The organism is Roseobacter sp. TSBP12 (assembly GCF_009129705.1).
GTDB classification, from domain to species: domain Bacteria; phylum Pseudomonadota; class Alphaproteobacteria; order Rhodobacterales; family Rhodobacteraceae; genus Celeribacter; species Celeribacter baekdonensis_A.
Window position 1 is genome coordinate 194,062 of the sequence record NZ_PYIB01000028.1, and the last position, 15,869, is coordinate 209,930.

The following is a 15,869-nucleotide window of genomic DNA, read 5'->3' on the forward strand; positions in this document are numbered from 1 at the left end:
TCATTTCCCAATGCAAAAACTGGAGAAAATCTCTCCAAGGATATTCTCAACATCGACTCGGCCCACAAGGCAATTGAGTGCATGGATTGCAGTGCGCAACTCTTCTGCCGCCAACTCTGTCCGATCTGCCCCGAGCAATACTTCATTTCTCGCCGATTCTAAAGAGAGCAGTGCATCACGAATTGCAACTCGGTGACGTTCACGGATGGCGGACGACGCCGACGAAGCACGTTCTGTCAAGGTAGCAGAAATCTGAGCGACCATTACGTCGATCCCCTGCCCGGTCTTTCCGGACACTGAAAGCCATTTACCTCGAGCCGATCCGTCATCATCCTTACTGAGAACCAAAAGATCGCCTTCTTCTGGTTCGATCTCAGGTGCGGCGTCTTTATCCGCTAACAAGATAACACGCAGATCAGCGTATTTCGCCCGTTCGCGCGCACGCTCAATACCAATCGCTTCAACAGCGTCTTCGGTTTCACGCAGGCCTGCCGTGTCCAAAAGAGTCACAGGCAATCCGCCAAGCTCCATCCGAACTTCAATCACATCGCGCGTGGTCCCAGCGACCTCAGACGTGATCGCGGCATCGCGCCCAGCCAGAGCATTTAATAGCGTGGATTTCCCGGCATTTGGTGGACCGACGATGGCCACTTCAAAGCCATCTCGGATGCGCTCCGCCATCGTCGCACCACGCGCCTCGGTTTCGAGATCCAACATGACCGTCCCGATCAGTTCAAGAACCTCAGGCGAGACGTCGAGGGGCACCTCTTCGTCAGCAAAATCAATCGTGGCTTCGATCAAAGCGGCAGCGCGCACAAGCGCCTCCCGCCAACGCTCAACCTTATCCCCGAGCACACCAGAAAACACCTTCAACGCTTGCCGTCTTTGCGCCTCGGTCTCTGCTTCGATCAGATCAGCAAGACCCTCAACTTGGGCCAGGTCGAGACGTTCGTTCTCAAGCGCCCGACGCGTAAACTCGCCCGCCTCTGCAATGCGCAACCCTTCCATCTTAGAAAGGGTGCGCAACACTGCATTCACAATTGCGATAGAACCATGAAGTTGCAGTTCCGCGCTTTCTTCCCCTGTAAATGACGCACCTTTTTTAAAGCAAATCACCAAAGCTTCATCAAGCACCTCACCTGCCACATCGCGTAGAACGCGCAGTGCAGTGCGCCTCGGAGCGGGCACATCACCCGTAAGATTATGGACAGCCCAAAACGCAAGCGGCCCGGAAATCCGGACCACTGCGACGCCTGCTTTGCCGCGGGCGGATGCCAGGGCGTATATCGTATCCATAGGATAACCTATTGATATTAAATGTTAAGCGTTCATAGAATCGAAGAATTCAGCGTTGCTCTTGGTCTGTTTCAACTTCGAGATCAGGAATTCAATCGCATCGGTTGTTCCCATTGGGTTCAAGATACGGCGCAGCACGTATGTTTTCTGAAGATCTTTGGAATCGACCAAAAGTTCTTCTTTGCGTGTGCCGGATTTGAGAATATCCATCGCCGGGAAGACACGTTTGTCCGCAACTTTGCGATCCAGAACGATCTCTGCGTTGCCCGTACCTTTGAATTCCTCAAAGATGACCTCATCCATACGCGAGCCGGTGTCGATCAAGGCGGTAGCGATGATGGTCAAAGACCCACCCTCCTCGATGTTACGCGCGGCCCCAAAGAAGCGCTTAGGACGCTGCAACGCATTCGCATCGACACCACCGGTCAGAACCTTGCCGGACGACGGTACAACGGTGTTAAAGGCGCGGCCAAGGCGGGTGATGGAGTCGAGCAAGATGACAACATCGCGTTTGTGTTCAACCAGACGTTTGGCTTTTTCGATCACCATTTCGGAAACGGCGACGTGGCGGGTTGCGGGTTCGTCAAAGGTCGAAGAAATCACCTCGCCCTTCACAGACCGCTGCATGTCTGTCACCTCTTCGGGACGCTCGTCAATCAACAGAACGATCAGGTAGCATTCCGGGTGGTTGGTTTCGATCGAATGCGCGATATTTTGCAACAAAACCGTTTTACCCGTGCGTGGCGGCGCAACGATCAGCGCGCGCTGACCTTTACCGATCGGCGCGACAAGGTCGATGATTCGAGCAGAACGATCTTTCAGCGTGGGATCTTCGATCTCCAGCTTAAAGCGCTCATCCGGGTAAAGCGGCGTCAGGTTATCAAAGTTGATCTTATGACGGGCCTTTTCAGGCTCCTCAAAGTTGATCTGTGTAACCTTGGTGATCGCAAAATAACGTTCGTTTTCATCAGGTGCCAACATGACGCCTTCCACGGTGTCACCGGTGCGCAAGCCATGCTGGCGGATCACGTCCGGGGAGACATAAATGTCATCAGGACCCGGAAGATAGTTCGCCTCAGGTGCGCGCAGAAACCCGAACCCGTCTTGCAGCACTTCGAGCACGCCATCACCAGAGATTTCCCAATCATCCTCTGCCCGCTCTTTCAGGATCGAGAACATCATCTCGCCCTTGCGCATGGTTGAGGCGTTTTCGATCTCAAGCTCTTCAGCCATGGAAAGAAGGTCTTTGGGGCTCTTGGCTTTGAGATCGGCCAGATTGAGGGTGGTGGCTGTCATGAAAAAATCCGTCTCGACCGACTCATTGAGCGGTCTCTTGGTCAAATTATACTGGAGAATCCCTTGATGCCGGACGGCTGGGATTTGAGAGTACATAAGAACAGAAAGAGGGTAAGTCAATCATTCTCAGAAAGAACTGGCAACGTTCACCAAACAGGCTTGGGTCAAAATGGTTTGGCAATGATCATGATCACGATGATGATCATCAAAAGCGTCGGCAATTCATTCATCATCCGATACTGACGCCCTGTTCGCGTGTTGGTCCCGGCGACAAACTCTTTGCGCCGCAATCCAAGCCAATGATGAAACCAAGTCATTGCAATCACAGAACCAGCTTTGATCCAGGACCAACCCGATGTCCAATCGACGATCCCTGGTGTCATCACAAGGCAAAGCCCAAAAATCCACGTCGAAATCATCGCAGGATTCATGATCAACTTGAGCAGCTTCAGTTCCATGTCCTGAAACAGGATATCCGCTTCACTGCCCCGTTTCACGCTTTCAGTGTGACGCACAAAGAGTCGAGGAAGATAGAAAATTCCAGCCATCCAGGCGATGACAGAAATGACATGGAGGGATTTCACCCAAGGATATGCGCTTGCCAGAATATCGCCCATGATCGTCTCCCTTGGTTCGCTCTCTTAATAAAATAAAAAGAAAGAAAAGAAAGATGATGTTGTTAGTAAGGCCTGTGGACAATGGGGATTATTGAGATACCCACATAGTTTTCCTCCGGTTTAAAACGCCAATTCATTCTATCCACAAGATGGGATAAATAATTTTTATGCTTTAAATTCAGCATTTTAAACAAGTATATTTCCAAAACTACTGGGATAAATCAGTTTTACATGATGGATGAAAGAACCGTCCCGTCATAGAAAGATTTCTTTTCCACACAGGAGAAAGAGTGCGTATTTTTCCTAGACCACCCCTGATATCCCCACAATAGGCGGATCAGGTCAATTTCGGCCATTTGGTCAACGCAAACGCACAGGAGTTTTCCACAGAGTGATGAACAGTCCTAAACCTCTCATCCTTGCGTCCGGTTCAGACATCCGGCGGTCTCTTTTGCAAAATGCTGGCGTAACCTTTGAGGTGATCGTCGGACGAATTGATGAAGAAAGCGTAAAAGATGCGCTCTTATCTGAAGGCGCAACACCGCGTGAGATCGCTGACGCCTTAGCCGAGGGCAAAGCCCGCAAAGTGTCGATGAAACATCCGGAGGCCATGATCATTGGGTGCGATCAGGTCTTGTCCTTTAAAGGGCGGTTGATTTCGAAAGCAAACGACATCGAAGAAGCCCGTGCTCTCTTGAGTGAAATGCGCGGGCAACGGCACTCTTTGCTCTCCGCCGCTGTCATTTATGAACACGGGGAACCAAAATGGCGTCACGTGGGCGAAGTGCGCCTCACGATGAATGCGCTGTCTGATGCGTATTTGGACGCCTATTTGGAAAGAAACTGGGACAGTATTCACCATGCTGTTGGCTGCTATAAGCTCGAAGAAGAAGGCGTGCGGCTTTTTTCGCGCATTGATGGCGACTACTTTACGGTCTTGGGTTTGCCCTTGTTGCCACTTCTGGCATACCTGTCCCAAAGGGGGGTGATTGCATCATGAGTGACAAAGTGAGTGACAAAATTCCATTGGCCGGCGTCATCGGCGCGCCGATCAGCCATAGCCAATCGCCAAAACTGCACGGGTATTGGTTGAACCGTTACGGGATTAAAGGCCATTATGTGCCACTTCATGTGGAGCAATCCGACCTCAAAGACGTGCTCCAAACCCTGCCGAAAATGGGATTTGTTGGCGCAAATGTGACCATTCCACATAAAGAAACCGTGCTTGGCCTTGCCGATATTGTCACTGACCGTGCGGCTCTCATCGGGGCCGCCAACACGCTGATCTTTCGCCCGGATGGCAAACTTTACGCAGATAATACTGACGGTTACGGATTTGTCGAAAACCTTCGTTCCAATGCCAATTGGGACCCTAAGTCCGGCCCCGCCGCCGTGCTTGGTGCGGGCGGTGCAGCGCGGGCGGTGATCGCCTCTTTGCTTGAGGTTGGTGTTCCGGAAATTCGCCTCTCCAACCGCACGCGCACGCGTTCGGATGTGTTGCGCTCTGAATTTGGCACCAAGATTGTTGTGTGTGAATGGGTCAATGCTGCCGACATGCTCGATGGCGTTGCCACGCTGATCAACACCACATCTCTAGGCATGGCAGGGCAGCCTGAGCTAAAACTTTCATTGGATCGTTTGAGCTCCAAAGCTGTGGTTACAGACATCGTTTATACCCCGCTGCGCACTGGATTGCTCAAGCGAGCCGCTGAGATGGGCTGTCAAACCGTCGATGGTCTCGGCATGTTGTTGCACCAAGCCGCGCCGGGATTTGAGCGTTGGTTTGGTCAGCGTCCCGATGTTGACGAGGCCACTCGAAACTTCATCCTCTCCGCATGACCTCCCGGCCTTTTCTCATCGGCCTCACCGGCTCCATCGGAATGGGCAAAAGCACCACGGCGACAATGTTTGGCGAGGAAGGTGTTCCCGTTTGGGACGCCGATGCCGCCGTGGCGCGGCTATATGGCGAAAATGGCGCGGCTGTTGGCCCAATTTCCGTAGCGTTCCCGGAGGCTATCAGTGATGGGGCGGTGTCCAAAGATCGGCTTAAATCCATCATCGCGCTCAACCCGGACGCACTCAAACAGATCGAAACCATTGTTCATCCCCTTGTTGCCGCAGACCGGCATGCGTTCATTGCTGACTGTACCGCCCCCATCGCTTTGGTCGATATCCCGCTTTTGTTTGAAACAGGTGCCGAAAAAAGTGTTGATGTTGTTGTCGTTGTGTCAACCGATGCTAAAACCCAAGCCGCGCGCGTGCTTGCCCGACCGGGCATGACAGAGGCGCATTTTAAAGCCATTCTGTCAAAACAACTGCCAGATGCGGAAAAACGAGCGCGCGCGGATGTGGTCATCGAAACCGATACCCTTGAATCCACCCGCGCTCAGGTTCAAAATCTGCTCTCAACTCTCAGGACCAAAATAGCCCATGCGTGAGATCGTTCTCGATACCGAAACCACCGGATTTGATCCTCATAGCGGCGATCGTCTTGTCGAGATCGGGGCGATTGAGCTGTTCAATCATATGCCGACCGGGCGCACCTATCACCAATATATCAACCCGCAACGGGATATGCCTGATGGTGCATTTGGCGTTCATGGCATTGGTCCCGATCTTTTGACGCCGCCGCGCGCGCCAAAAGATGGCGAGGTGACGCTCAAAGACAAACCTCTGTTTAAAGCTGTTGGTCAGGCCTTTCTTGATTTCATCGGGCCTGATTCTAAACTTGTGATCCACAACGCCAGCTTTGATATGAAATTTCTCAATGCGGAGCTGAAATGGATCGGCCTGCCGGAAATCCCCTTTGCCCGCGCGCTCGATACCCTCGCCATGGCGCGCAAAAAGTTCCCCGGCTCTCCGGCCACTTTGGATGCTTTGTGCCGCCGCTTTGGCATCGACAATGCCGCGCGTACGCTGCATGGCGCCTTGCTTGACTCGGAAATTTTGGCCGAGGTCTATCTCGAGCTCATCGGCGGACGCCAACCCGATTTGATCCTTGCGCCTGAACCCACCCGCAAAACGGCAGTCTCCGCACTCACCAAGGATGAGACGTGGCGACCGACGCGTCGCCCTGCCCCGCTTCCGCCGCGCATCACAGACGAAGAAGCCGCCGCCCATGCCGCCTTTGTTGACGGGTTGGGCGACGGCGCGATTTGGAAAAAATACAGCTAAGCGAAAGGCTTAGTTTGTCGTGGCTGCGGCCTTTTGAGCTTCTGCACGGCGCATCATGTCTTGGCGATAGAGCTGAACAAAGTCGATGTTATCCAAGTTCAGCGGCGGGAAGCCCCATCGCGCGTCACATCATGTACAACCCGGCGCAGGAACGGGAACAGCATCCGCGGGCATTCGATCATCAGAAACGGGTGCATTTGCTCGTCCGGCACGTTTTCGATCAAAAACACGCCCGCATAATCAAGCTCAAGGATGAACAGGGTCGCATCGTCTTCGGTCTTGGATTCGACCTTGATTTTGGTTGCCACATCAAACTGATTGTCTTCAGCGCGCTTTTTGGCATCAAGTGCCACCTGCACAGAAATGTTCGGACGGCCTTCGACCTTCAAACTCTTCTGCGCAAGAATATTCTCAAACGACATATCCCGGATATATTGGCCCAAAACCTGCATTTTCACAGGGGCAGCTTGTGCTGCCGCTTCGGGAGCAATCGCGGAGTCGCTGGTGTCGGTTCCATTTTCGGCCATGGGTTTCGTCCTTAGAAGTATGAAATTCGCGGTTTTGTATCAGGTTGCCACCCATGCCTCAATGGCGAGTCCACCCTGATGGGGCTTGCGGGTCATTTGGGGCACTGTCACCCTCTTGATCAATCTCTTGCCATTCGCCGTCAATGGTCGTGGGATCACCCGGTTGATTACGAAACCGGTCCTGGTGTGGCGGCATGTTCTGTTGGCCCATGACAAAGCCCTGAACCTTGATCCTTTTGCGCAATTCACGAAAGACAAAGGACCTAAACGCGGGAATCAAAAGCAAAAACCCGACCGTATCGGTGAAAAACCCCGGCGTCAGCAACAGCGCGCCAGACAAAAGGATCAGTGCACCATGCGCCAAAGGTTCGCTTGGATCATTGAGTTCGGAAAAGGATTGGCGCAATTGCGATAGGGCAAGCGCGCCTTGTTGACGCACCAACTGCGTGCCCAAAATAGCCGTCACAACCACGATCAAAAGCGTCGGCCAAAGGCCAATGAGGCCGCCAACTTGAATAAAAAGTGCGATCTCAATGATAGGCACAGCAACAAAAAGTGCAAAAAGCCACATATGAACTCCTGTCTTCTCTCTGTGGCACCGGTGGACTTGGTGCCAGTCAGCACCTACATAAGGTGAGTAGACAGATTTTGCCACGTTGCAACGGAGAAGAACCGCCGATGGGTAACTCCCTTCTTTCCATTTTGGTACTTGCGGGTATCGCCATTTTTTTGATCCTGCGCTTGCGCAGCGTTTTGGGCACGCGCGAGGGCTTTGAAAAACCGCGCGCCGATCTGCCCGGTGCACCGGATGCCACACGCGCCCGACAAAATTTCGAAGTCATCGATGGCGGCGTCGACCACGACATCATTGACAATGTCGAGGCTGGCACCCGCGTTGCCGAAAATCTCGCCGCGATCAAACGGGTTGACCCCTCGTTTAGCGTCAGTGAATTCCTTTCCGGCGCGCGTGGCGCCTACGAGATGATCCTCATGGCGTTTGAACACGACGAGTTGGAAAGCATTCGCCCTTTCCTCTCCGACGATGTGTATGACGCGTTTTCTGGCGTGGTAGCGGAACGCCAAGCCAAAGGCCTGACGATTGAAAGCCAATTCGTCGGTTTGCGCGAAATTCAAATTATTGACGCCGAGTTGGATCGCGCCAGTGATGAGGCTGAAATCAAACTGCGTTTCGTGGGCGAAACCACCTCCGTGGTGCGTGATGCCACCGGCCAGTTGGTTGAGGGCAATCCCAATGACATCAAACGCCAAAAGGACATCTGGACCTTTGCGCGTGTCGTCGGGTCGGATGATCCAAACTGGCAACTTGTAGCAACGGGTGCCTGATGTGGGTGAGGTTGGCGAGCGCTGCATGTGCGGCCTTGCTGGCTTTGAGCGCGCCAGCCTCATCTGCGGATGAGCTTATGGCGCGCGTTCTTTCCTTTTCCGATCTCAACACCTGGGCCGAGGATGATCATGCTGCGGCCCTTGCGGTGTTTCGCGACACTTGTGACTTGATCGACGGCGACGAGTGGCCGCAACTGTGTAAACTTGCCGCCACGCCGATCAATGCGCGTGGCTTTTTTGAACTGTTTTTTCGTCCTGTTTTGATCGAAGACGGCGCAGATCCGATGTTCACTGGCTATTTCGAACCCGAGTTGCGCGGTGCACGCTCTCCTGATGGCCCCTACCGTTACCCCATTTACCGCCTGCCCCCGGACCGCGTCTCCGGCGCGCCTTATCTGAGCCGTCGCGATATTTCCGACGGGGCTTTGGCCGGGCGTGGGCTTGAGATTGCCTGGGTCGATGATCCGGTCGAACTGTTTTTCCTGCAGGTCCAAGGCTCTGGCCGCATCCGCCTCACAGATGGCTCCACCATTCGGATTGGTTATGCGGGACACAACGGCTATAATTATCGCTCCATCGGTCAGGAATTGATCCGGCGCGGCACCTATGAACCGCATCAGGTTTCGGCCAAGGTCATTCAAAATTGGGTGCGGCGCAATCCGGTCGAGGGTCAGGACCTCTTGAATTTCAATCCGTCCTACGTCTTCTTTCGTGAATTGCCGCGCTTGCCTGCCGACAAAGGTCCGATCGGGGCCATGCACCGTTCGATCACGCCGATGCGCTCTATCGCTGTGGACCCGGCCTTTGTGCCTTTGGGGGCCCCCGTTTGGGTGGAAAAGGACGGTGCCACCCCCTTGCGCCGCCTGATGATTGCCCAAGACACTGGCTCGGCCATCAAAGGCGCACAGCGCGCCGATATCTTTTTCGGATCTGGCGCGGCAGCGGGGGATTTGGCGGGGCAAATCCGCGATCCCGGACGTATGGTCGTCCTGATGCCAATCCAAATCGCCTTTGGCCTTGAAGAAAAGGCCAAGGGATGACCCGTAAACGCAAACCCGGCACTTCCCCTCTTACGGAAGAGGATCAAACTCTTTGGGATTTGGTCAAGAAGACTGCGAAACCCATTCATGGCGCGCGTCCACCCGCGCCGATTGCCCGTCCGGTCAAACCCAAAGCATCGGCCCCCATCACCCCGCGCGACGTTGCTCGCGACATTCAGCTTTTCGAACTCGAAATTGGCCGTCACGCCAAGGTGGAAAAAGGCCATAACCTTGCGCCCACCCTGACTGAGCGTTTGGCACAAGCGCCGCTGCGGATGGACCGCAAACATTTCACCAAAATGCGCAAAGGCAAGGTCTCGCCAGAGGCCCGTATCGACCTTCACGGCATGACCATGGCCCAGGCACATCCGGCGCTTACCAGGTTTATCCTTACGGCTTGTGCAATGGATCGGCGGCTTGTGTTGGTTATCACCGGCAAGGGCAAACATCGCGACGATGAGGGGCCAATCCCGGTGCGCAAAGGTGTTTTGAAACATCAGGTGCCGCATTGGCTGCAAACACCGCCCCTGCGTGAGGCGGTGTTACAGGTCGCCGAGGCGCATTTGAAACATGGTGGGTCCGGGGCCTATTACGTCTATCTCAGACGGCAAAAATAGCCCCAAACCTCAGAGCATATAGCGGCTTACATCGACCTCTTTGGCCATCTCGCCGACATGGGTGCGGACATAGGCCTCGTCAATCACGACCTCCTCGCCCCCCCGGTCCGGCGCGCCAAAGGACAGCTCCTCAAACACCCGCTCAACGATGGTGTAAAGACGACGTGCGCCGATGTTTTCAACGGCGGTGTTCACCTCTGCGGCCAGCTTTGCGATCGCGGCAATGCCATCTTCGGTAAAGGTTACTTTGACCTCTTCGGTCGCCATCAAGGCGCTGTATTGCAACGTCAGCGCATTCTCCGTTTCGGTCAAAATCCGAACGAAATCACCCTCTTCCAGCGCCCGCAATTCCACTCGGATTGGCAAACGACCTTGCAATTCCGGCAACAAATCCGAAGGCTTAGCGATGTGAAACGCGCCTGATGCGATGAACAGGATGTGATCGGTTTTCACCGGACCATGTTTGGTCGACACGGTGGTGCCCTCGATCAAAGGCAACAAATCCCGCTGAACCCCCTCGCGTGACACATCGCCGCCGCGGGCATCCGAGCGCGCGCAAACCTTGTCGATTTCATCGATGAACACGATGCCGTTTTCCTGCACCGCCTCCAAGGCCACGCGCGTCACGGTCTCGTCGTCCAAAAGCTTATCGGCCTCTTCCGAGATCAACAGATCATAGCTTTCTGCCACCGTGACCTTCTTTTTTACCGTGCGTCCGCCAAAGGCTTTGCCAAAAATATCGCCGAGATTCATCATCCCGCCCATTTGTGGCTGACCAGGCACCTCAAACATCCCTGCGGGTGTGCCGCTGTCTTGCACCTCGATCTCAATTACGGTTGCATCCAATTCGCCCGCGCGCAGTTTTTTGCGAAACATCTCCCGCGTCTGCTCGCGGGCATCCGTCCCGGCAATCGCTTCGATGACGCGATCTTCGGCGGCGCTAAAGGCTTTCGCCTTCACATCATCGCGCATGTATTCGCGGGTCTGCGCAATCGCCGCATCGACCAGATCACGTACAATCTGTTCCACATCGCGGCCAACATAGCCGACTTCGGTGAATTTCGTTGCTTCGACTTTGACAAATGGCGCTTTCGCCAGTCTCGCCAAACGCCGCGAAATCTCGGTTTTGCCGACGCCGGTGGGCCCGATCATCAAGATATTCTTCGGATAGACCTCATCACGGATGTCATCGGCCAAGTGTTTGCGGCGCCACCGATTGCGCAACGCCACAGCAACCGCGCGTTTGGCGTCATTTTGACCGATGATATAGCGGTCCAGCTCAGAAACAATTTCACGGGGAGTCAGGTCAGTCATTTTGAAATCTTCTCAACCGTCAGGTTGCCATTGGTATAAACACAGATGTCAGAGGCAATTTTCATCGCCTCACGGGCAATCGTTTCGGCATCCTTATCGGTGGACATCAATCCACGCGCGGCCGCCAATGCGAAATTCCCGCCCGATCCAATCGCCGCGATGTCATGTTCGGGTTCCAAAACGTCGCCCGCCCCGGTGACCACCAAAAGCGCATCGCCATCGGTCACGATCAACATCGCCTCAAGTTTTGAGAGATATTTGTCCGTACGCCAATCTTTCGCCAATTCAACACAAGCCCGCGCCAATTGACCAGGGCTGGCCTCCAGTTTGGTTTCCAGTCGCTCCAAAAGCGTAAACGCATCCGCCGTCGATCCGGCGAATCCCGCGACAACCTCATGTCCACCGGGCTTCAATCGCCGCACCTTGCGCGCAGTGCCCTTGATCACGGTTTGGCCCAGGCTCACCTGCCCATCCCCCGCGATCACAACTTTACCCCCACGCCGCACGCCAATAATCGTCGTGCCGTGCCATCCGGGAAACTCTTCTCTCGACATCGGTTTTCCTTTCGCTTCGTGGTTATATGAGCGCGCGGCCCGCTTGGCGCAACCCGGCCACGAAAAAGGGCGCCAAGCGGCGCCCCAAATTCGTAATTTTAGCCAAACTCAAACAGCTTCGGCGATCCAACCGGCCAATGCGGCTTTCGGAGCTGCGCCGATTTTGTTGGAAATCACTTCGCCGTCTTTGAACATGAACAAGGCGGGGATCGAACGCACGCCAAATTGTGCCGGGGCGTTCGGGTTTTCGTCCACGTTCACTTTGACGATTTTGACTTTGCCTTCGTACTCATTGGAAAGTTCTTCGAGGGACGGGCCGATTTGTTTGCACGGGCCGCACCATTCCGCCCAGAAATCCACAACAACGGGGATGTCTGAATTGAGAACTTCGGATGCGAAAGTGTCATCGCTTACTTTAACAGTCGCCATGGGGCTTCTCCTGAATGCTGAACTTGACCGAAAACCTATGGCTTGTACGGCCAAAGATCAAGATGTGGCGGTTCGACGCAAAGCTGACATCACGATGTCGAGAGGCACCACAGCAAGCTCCGCCGTGCGCGTCCAAAGGATCGCGGTTTCAATCTCTCTATCCGGGTAAATCAGCGCCATCGCCTCGGCATAGGCACCCAATTGCCGCAATAATCCCTCCGGGATGTCTCCGGATTGCTCTGGGATCACCGCATTGGATTTGTAGTCGATGATTTGCACCCGGTCGGGCATGATGATGAGTCTGTCGATGATCCCATGGATCACCTGACCGCCCTTTGTGGAAAGTTGCGATGTATAGGGCACCTCCGCCAAGGAATTGGCCCCAAACACATCCCAGTCATAAGACGCATTGAGCACGCCAAGCGCTTCCTCCAACAGATCACCGACCTCATCATCAAGCGCGGCGTCCTCACCTGTGGTCAAAACGTGATGCGCCACTTGCGCCCGGCGATCTGGCGCGACCTCTGGTAGGATTTCAATCAAGCGGTGAAGCTGACTTCCGCGCCGCATCGCGGCCTCTTGGTCCAAAACATTCGCTTCACCGGGCAGGGCTTTGGCACCGCCAAGATCAGACGGGGACAGAACTGCGGTGGCCAAGTCCGGTTCTGGTGCGGGAAAGTGATACCAATCCGGTAAAACAGGCGGCATTTGTTTGGCGCGCACTTCCCCGGTTTGTGGAGTAGGCCAGTCGCCATAGGCATAGCGATCCACTTCAAAATCGCCAAAATCGACCTTTTGCGTTGGCAACTCCGCCAAGCCGCGTCGTACAAGGTTATACCAACTGTCCGCCGCCTCTTTTTCCTCGCCTGCCCCGCAGACCACAAGCCACTTTTCCGCGCGTGTCATCGCCACATATAAAAGCCGACGATCTTCTTCTAAATCTGCCATTTTCAGGCGGTTTAGGCTCTGTTTTACCACATCAGACCGCTGTTCTTTCGGTCCCTTCCAAACCACCTGACCACTGTCCGGTTCGATAAATTCATCCCGCGTTTCGCGAAGAGATTTTAACGTGTCTGGCAGGATCACAATTGGCGCTTCCAACCCTTTGGACCCATGTGCCGTCATAACCCGAACAAGGTTTGAGGTCTCATCCAAAACGCGTTTAAGTTGAATATCCTGCGCCTCAAGCCAAGCGATAAACCCGGTGAGGCTTGGTGTTTCCGAGGTCTCATAGGCCCGTGCTTGATACAACAGGGCGTCAATCCCATCCTCGGCCTCTTTGCCCAAGCGCGCGATAAAATTTTGTCGTCCGTTGTGACGAATTAAAATCCGTTCAATCAGATCGTAAGGCCGTAAAAAATCGGAAGTTTGGCGCAAATCCTCAAGAATTTCAAAGGTCTCCGGCCATTCTGCCCGTCTTTCGTAGAGCGCACGCCAAAGCGTGATCGTGGTGCGCCCATGGGCCAACTGATAAAGATCACGCTCGGACCAATTGAACAAAGGTGATTTCAACGCCTCGGCCAAAGCCAAATCATCGTCCTGCAAAGACAGAAATGCCAAAAGCGAACGGATATCTTTCACCGCGAGTTCGTCGTTCAACGTTAGACGATCCGCCCCTGCCACGGGAATGCGCGCTGGGTGGGATTTCAGCGTCCGTAAAATCCGACCAAACAACTCAGACCGACTGCGCACAAGGATCATAATGTCGCCTGGTGTCACGGGACGACCTGTGCCATTTTTATCAGGAATTGAGCCGGATTCGAGAAGGTTTGCAACAAAATCCGCCACCCTCTGCGCCAGCCGTGCGGAGTGATGTTCGGGTGTGATGATATCCACCGGATTTTCCCAATCCTCGGGATCATCGGGGCCCTTTTCCGGTTCGATCAAAGGCCAAAGATCCACCCGTCCCGGAATGTCGTCAAAAAACGCAATATGCTCCGTTGTACCGCCAACGCCGACGCCTTCACTGGCGCGAAACACCTCATCCGTGGCCGACAGGATCGCACGCGAAGAACGAAAGGAATACTGCAACGCAAGGTCTTGCAGCGGCTGGCCCACGGCCGCCAAACGGTCGCCAAAATGCGCTTTCATCTTGTCGAATGCCTCAGGGGCCGCGCCTTGAAATGAATAAATCGACTGTTTGTGATCCCCAACCACAAAGATCGTGCGCGTCACATCCGCGCGTGCACCCTCTCCTGCGGTAAATTCACCCGCCAAAAGCTGCACAACCCTCCATTGATCCGGGCTGGTGTCTTGCGCTTCATCGACAAGGATGTGATCAATTCCGCCATCAAGGCGATAGAGCACCCATTGCGAGACGTTCGAGATCGACAACAAATCCCGCGCGCGTCGGATCATGTCGTCAAAATCCAAAAGCCCAAGCTGCGCTTTGCGCTCCAAATAGGGCGGCAAAACCGCGCGCGCCAATTGATGCAGCGCCCAAGTTCGCCGGGCGTCATAGAGGCCAAAGACTCTCGGACGCACCGCCTCGATCCGCTTCATGAACGCTTCCAGTTGATGAAACGCGTCGGGATGCGCATCAATCAGTTTGCGTGTTGGAAAGCTCGAATGCTGTGCATAGAATTTTGAAACATGTGGATTCTTACTTGTCTCCCCGGACAAAAGCTTTTGGCAACAGGCCTCGATCATCGTCACAGAAGGCTCTGATCCAGCCCAAAATCGAAAAAGCGGGGCCAGTTTTTCATCCGCTTTTGTGGAACCCTCTAAAAGTGCTGCAACCGAACTAAACATCTCCTGCTCGCCGCCCATGAAGGCTTCGGCGATTGATGCCCTCTCATCATAGCCCTCTGGCAGGTCAAACCAGGACCAAATCTCTGCCTCACTGCGCGTCGGCAAAAAGCCCTCTCGTTTAGCGACAATTCGGAGTGCCAAATCCGTCAAATCCAGATCGTTGACATAAACTGCGGCTGCGTCGATCACGCCACGCGCCGGTCCCAATGCCAACTCATCCAAAATGTCGGCCACCATTCGCCGGGATTGGCGTTCGTCCATTTCCTTGAACTGGGGAGAAACGCCGGCTTCCAAAGGAAATCTGCGCAAAAGGGCGCTGCAAAACGAGTGGATGGTTTGAATTTTCAATCCGCCCGGCGTTTCTACCGCGCGCGCAAACAGGGTGCGCGCGTGCCGTAGGGTCTCGGCATCCAGAACCTTTCCAGGTGCGAGTATTGTCAACTCGCCGATCAACTCCGCATCGGGCAGCATTGCCCAACCACCCAGTCGCGCGAACAGCCGGTTTTGCATCTCTGCGGCGGCCGCCTTGGTGTAGGTCAAACACAAAATATGTTGCGGTGGCGTGCCATCCAACAACAGTCGCGCCACGCGGTCGGTCAGCACCTTGGTCTTGCCTGATCCCGCATTCGCGGAAAGCCAAGTGGACATGTCCGGCTGTGCCGCCATGATTTGGCGTTGGGTCGCCTCATTGAGCGCACTCATTGCAAATCCTCCGGCACAGGCTCATCCGCTTCCGACCATTCGCCAAAGCGCGCAAGATGTTCAAAATCGGTTTTGAACCGCACCTTCGCCATCATTCGCCGCGCGCTATAGCCCGTTTCCGGATCATCGTAATTGTGGATCAGTTCGCGTAGCTTGGCTTGAACCTCGTCGATGTCGCTTTTTTCCAAAGCCAAAGATGTTTCCGTCA

General features: G+C 54.4%; 16 protein-coding genes and 1 pseudogene. 7 read left to right on the forward strand and 10 right to left on the reverse strand.

What is annotated here, in order from left to right:
- The 3 genes from mnmE to hemJ all read right to left on the reverse strand — a co-directional run bounded on the left by mnmE (window position 1) and on the right by hemJ (window position 3,209).
- Complete coding sequence (gene mnmE, locus C8029_RS09260) at window positions 1–1,296, reverse strand: tRNA uridine-5-carboxymethylaminomethyl(34) synthesis GTPase MnmE (RefSeq protein ID WP_152002785.1); 1,296 nt, start codon at window positions 1,294–1,296, stop codon at window positions 1–3.
- A gap of 24 nt (window positions 1,297–1,320) precedes the next feature.
- Window positions 1,321–2,592, reverse strand: coding sequence for a transcription termination factor Rho (rho, locus tag C8029_RS09265; RefSeq protein ID WP_040401834.1), 1,272 nt, complete (start codon window positions 2,590–2,592; stop codon window positions 1,321–1,323).
- Between the two features lie 164 nt (window positions 2,593–2,756).
- Window positions 2,757–3,209 carry a protoporphyrinogen oxidase HemJ gene (gene hemJ, locus C8029_RS09270; protein ID WP_152002786.1) on the reverse strand — a complete coding sequence of 151 codons (453 nt, stop codon included), beginning with the start codon at window positions 3,207–3,209 and terminating at the stop codon, window positions 2,757–2,759.
- A gap of 394 nt (window positions 3,210–3,603) precedes the next feature.
- On the opposite strand from hemJ, the gene C8029_RS09275 reads away from it, so the two are divergent.
- The 4 genes from C8029_RS09275 to dnaQ are packed head-to-tail and all read left to right on the forward strand — an operon-like array spanning window position 3,604 to window position 6,383.
- Entirely contained in the window at window positions 3,604–4,209 is a 606-nt protein-coding gene (locus tag C8029_RS09275; RefSeq protein WP_152002787.1) for a Maf family protein, read from the forward strand.
- Window positions 4,206–5,048 carry a shikimate dehydrogenase gene (locus C8029_RS09280; protein WP_152002788.1) on the forward strand — a complete coding sequence of 281 codons (843 nt, stop codon included), beginning with the start codon at window positions 4,206–4,208 and terminating at the stop codon, window positions 5,046–5,048. The genes C8029_RS09275 and C8029_RS09280 overlap by 4 nt, the downstream gene beginning before the upstream one ends.
- A complete protein-coding gene (gene coaE / locus C8029_RS09285) occupies window positions 5,045–5,647 on the forward strand; it encodes a dephospho-CoA kinase (RefSeq protein WP_152002789.1) in 603 nt (200 codons plus the stop codon). The genes C8029_RS09280 and coaE overlap by 4 nt, the downstream gene beginning before the upstream one ends.
- The gene (gene dnaQ, locus C8029_RS09290; RefSeq protein ID WP_152002790.1) at window positions 5,640–6,383 is read left to right on the forward strand and encodes a DNA polymerase III subunit epsilon; all 744 of its coding nucleotides are present in this window, start codon (window positions 5,640–5,642) and stop codon (window positions 6,381–6,383) included. Before coaE ends, dnaQ begins: the two co-directional genes overlap by 8 nt.
- Window positions 6,384–6,392: 9 nt before the next feature.
- On the opposite strand, the pseudogene secB reads toward dnaQ, so the two are convergent.
- A pseudogene (gene secB, locus C8029_RS09295) lies at window positions 6,393–6,910 on the reverse strand (protein-export chaperone SecB).
- A gap of 58 nt (window positions 6,911–6,968) precedes the next feature.
- Entirely contained in the window at window positions 6,969–7,481 is a 513-nt protein-coding gene (locus tag C8029_RS09300; protein ID WP_152002791.1) for an FxsA family protein, read from the reverse strand.
- 107 nt (window positions 7,482–7,588) lie between these two features.
- Here C8029_RS09300 and C8029_RS09305 point away from each other — a divergent pair, with 107 nt between their 5' ends.
- The 3 genes from C8029_RS09305 to C8029_RS09315 are packed head-to-tail and all read left to right on the forward strand — an operon-like array spanning window position 7,589 to window position 9,911.
- A complete protein-coding gene (locus C8029_RS09305; RefSeq protein ID WP_009570405.1) occupies window positions 7,589–8,254 on the forward strand; it encodes a Tim44/TimA family putative adaptor protein in 666 nt (221 codons plus the stop codon).
- Complete coding sequence (mltA, locus tag C8029_RS09310; protein WP_009570406.1) at window positions 8,254–9,294, forward strand: murein transglycosylase A; 1,041 nt, start codon at window positions 8,254–8,256, stop codon at window positions 9,292–9,294. Before C8029_RS09305 ends, mltA begins: the two co-directional genes overlap by 1 nt.
- A complete protein-coding gene (locus C8029_RS09315) occupies window positions 9,291–9,911 on the forward strand; it encodes a Smr/MutS family protein (RefSeq protein ID WP_152002792.1) in 621 nt (206 codons plus the stop codon). Before mltA ends, C8029_RS09315 begins: the two co-directional genes overlap by 4 nt.
- A gap of 9 nt (window positions 9,912–9,920) precedes the next feature.
- On the opposite strand, the gene hslU is transcribed toward C8029_RS09315, so the two are convergent.
- The 5 genes from hslU to C8029_RS09340 form a co-directional block, all read right to left on the reverse strand.
- Window positions 9,921–11,225 carry an ATP-dependent protease ATPase subunit HslU gene (gene hslU / locus C8029_RS09320; protein WP_152002793.1) on the reverse strand — a complete coding sequence of 435 codons (1,305 nt, stop codon included), beginning with the start codon at window positions 11,223–11,225 and terminating at the stop codon, window positions 9,921–9,923.
- On the reverse strand, window positions 11,222–11,779 hold the full coding sequence (gene hslV, locus C8029_RS09325; protein ID WP_009570409.1) for an ATP-dependent protease subunit HslV: 558 nt from the start codon (window positions 11,777–11,779) through the stop codon (window positions 11,222–11,224). The genes hslU and hslV overlap by 4 nt, the downstream gene beginning before the upstream one ends.
- A gap of 108 nt (window positions 11,780–11,887) precedes the next feature.
- Window positions 11,888–12,208 carry a thioredoxin gene (gene trxA, locus C8029_RS09330; RefSeq protein ID WP_009570410.1) on the reverse strand — a complete coding sequence of 107 codons (321 nt, stop codon included), beginning with the start codon at window positions 12,206–12,208 and terminating at the stop codon, window positions 11,888–11,890.
- A 57-nt stretch (window positions 12,209–12,265) separates the two neighbouring features.
- A complete protein-coding gene (gene addA, locus C8029_RS09335) occupies window positions 12,266–15,661 on the reverse strand; it encodes a double-strand break repair helicase AddA (RefSeq protein WP_152002794.1) in 3,396 nt (1,131 codons plus the stop codon).
- Complete coding sequence (locus C8029_RS09340; protein ID WP_152002795.1) at window positions 15,658–15,855, reverse strand: hypothetical protein; 198 nt, start codon at window positions 15,853–15,855, stop codon at window positions 15,658–15,660. Before C8029_RS09340 ends, addA begins: the two co-directional genes overlap by 4 nt.
- Window positions 15,856–15,869: the final 14 nt, after the last annotated feature.